Annotated in this window: 2 protein-coding genes; both read left to right on the forward strand. The window is 27.7% G+C overall.

Annotated features, from left to right (window positions below; genetic code table 11):
* Positions 1-187: 187 nt before the first annotated feature.
* Complete coding sequence (locus tag FLS47_RS16915) at positions 188-1,156, forward strand: hypothetical protein (RefSeq protein WP_149915502.1); 969 nt, start codon at positions 188-190, stop codon at positions 1,154-1,156.
* Positions 1,157-1,357: 201 nt separating this feature from the next.
* Positions 1,358-2,365 (forward strand): TlpA disulfide reductase family protein, encoded by a 1,008-nt coding sequence (locus tag FLS47_RS16920; RefSeq protein ID WP_149915503.1) that lies wholly within the window; start codon positions 1,358-1,360, stop codon positions 2,363-2,365.
* Positions 2,366-2,450: the final 85 nt, after the last annotated feature.

The raw sequence follows: 2,450 nt of genomic DNA on the forward strand, positions 1-2,450 counted from the left end.
GCACCCAGAATGTGTAATTGCCTTAAAAATCAATTAGTTACATTTTCAAAGTAACAAATAGAAAACATAGATTTTTATATGTTTTATGACAATTTGATTATAAATTCTTAAGAAAAGTTTGAAATGTATCTGACTACGTGACTACACGACTACTTTTCATTCGTATATTAGGTTAAAGTTTTGATATATGTCAATCAAATATTTAGGCTACTTTTTAGTAATTTTATTAGTTTTTTCATTACATCCTCTACAAACTAACGCCCAAACTATACTTAGTAAAGATGTTAGCAATTTTTGGATAGCTTATGACAAAATACATAAATCTAATTCTTATGATGATCAACTTCACATCATTAAGTCAAACTATCTTAATCTAGGTACTTATGGTCTAAAAGAGTTTTGTAGAGTAATGAAATACACCGACTCTGCTTACGTTAATGCAATACTTCGCTATCCTAAATTTTGGAATTCTTTATGGGCAAAAACACAATCGTTAGAAGCCAATAAAAATAAAATAAAGAAACATCTTAAAAACTTTAAAAGGCTATATCCTCACTCTCAGCCTGCTAATTTATATTTATGTATAGGGCTTGGAAACTCAGGTGGAAAACCATTGAATAAAGACTTAGTAATTGGTTTAGAATTAGCATTAGCAGATTCTACAATAAACACATCAGAATATCAATCTCAACGAAAAAAGGACTATTATAGAAATTCAGAATCTGGTGGTATTGAATTTGTTGCTGTACATGAATATGTTCACACTCAACAAAAAAGCCTAGTAAATAATAATGTCCTTAAAAATTCAATTTACGAGGGTGCATGCGACTTTATAGCTGAGCTTGTAATTGGAAAGCCTATCGACTTAAAATACATACAATACGGCTATCAAAATTATTCAAATGTATTAGAACTTTTTCGCCAAGACTTACTTAGTACAAATTTTGACGACTGGTTTCATAATCACAATGTCTCTACCATTAAAGACCTTGGTTATTTCATTGGATATGATATTTGTAAAAATTATTACAATAATTCAGTAAACAAGAAGGTAGCAATTAAAGAGATAATTGAATTAGATTACTCTGATGATGAATCTGTATTAAGGTTTTTAAATGTGTCTGGGATCTTTAAGGCTAAAATTGAGGATAGGTAGATTAATGATGGTTTCGGAATTACCATTTACAAATTTTACCTTTGCATAAAATAATTTGAGCGGGCACTCAGAATGTTTGATTAGGTTGAAATTCAGTGAGTTAAAGTTGTAAAGTAACATATAGAAAACATAAAATTTTCTGTATTTTTTTGACAATTTGATTATAAACACTTACATTTAAATATACCATCCTTTAAACATATGAGATCAATTTGCATTCTCTTTATAATAATTATTAGTGCGCATTTTCTTTACGGACAAACAAATAATTCATATATAACAATTAAAGGAAATATTAAAGATTCCGATGGTTCTTTAATATACTTTATAAATCAAGGGAATATTGGATTGCCTGGACAATCATATCCAATTCTAGATTCAACAATCTCAATCAACAATAAATTTTCCGTCAAAATTCCTTTAAAAGAAGCAAAAGAAATCTCCATCAACATAAAAAATAGTGAAAAAAGATGCGTTTTTTTAGGAATACCCAATAGTGAATATGAAATAATTGGTGACACTACCACTATATATAAGTCAAAAATATCAGGTAATAAAGAATACAAAGATTATTTAAAACTTGTTGAAGACTTTAAGAACAGTGATTCTAGTGAAATCATAAAAATTTCAAAAAATTACATTAAAAAATATAATGCTAGCACATCTTTCATTTACGCCTTAAATGGTATACATAGAAAATATCCTAAAGAATTTATACTAAATCTTACATCAGATTTGTCTGATAATATAAAGGCCACTGAAAAATACATTAGTCTATTCTCCTATTTCAACCCTCCCTTCAACAATTGGAATAATGAAATCCCCAGGACAGATTATTACACGATTAACAATAAAAAGTTTGAATGGGAAAATTTAAAAGACAAATATACAGTCCTATCTTTCTGGGCAAGTTATTGTGGTCCTTGTTTACAAAATATACCGAAATATAAGACATTCATAAATAATAATGATATAAATTTTGTTTCTCTATCTTTAGACAATGATAGTGAATACTGGTTAAGAACTATAAATAAAACATCATATCCTGGAATTCATATTAATGATTTCAAATCCTTTGAAGGAATTTTACTCCAATATTTTAATGTTCAATCAATTCCTCAAATGTATCTTTTAGATAAAAATCTAAAAGTTATTAAAACCGATGGTACTTTAGAAGATATTCAAAAAACATTAGATTTTTTGAATTAAACATACATAACATTTAGACTTTGATTTAAATGCATTCTTAATACCTATATTTGCCCTATAACAACTGAGCGGGCACCCAGAATGT

The sequence above is a fragment of the Sphingobacterium cavernae genome, from assembly GCF_008520265.1.
In the GTDB taxonomy this organism is placed as follows: domain Bacteria; phylum Bacteroidota; class Bacteroidia; order Sphingobacteriales; family Sphingobacteriaceae; genus Sphingobacterium; species Sphingobacterium cavernae.

What these genes read in the sequence shown, in the direction of transcription:
- FLS47_RS16915 (WP_149915502.1), top strand. Translation starts at nt 188, where the DNA reads ATGTCAATCAAATATTTAGGCTACTTTTTAGTAATTTTATTAGTTTTT.
- FLS47_RS16920 (WP_149915503.1), top strand. Translation starts at nt 1,358, where the DNA reads ATGAGATCAATTTGCATTCTCTTTATAATAATTATTAGTGCGCATTTT.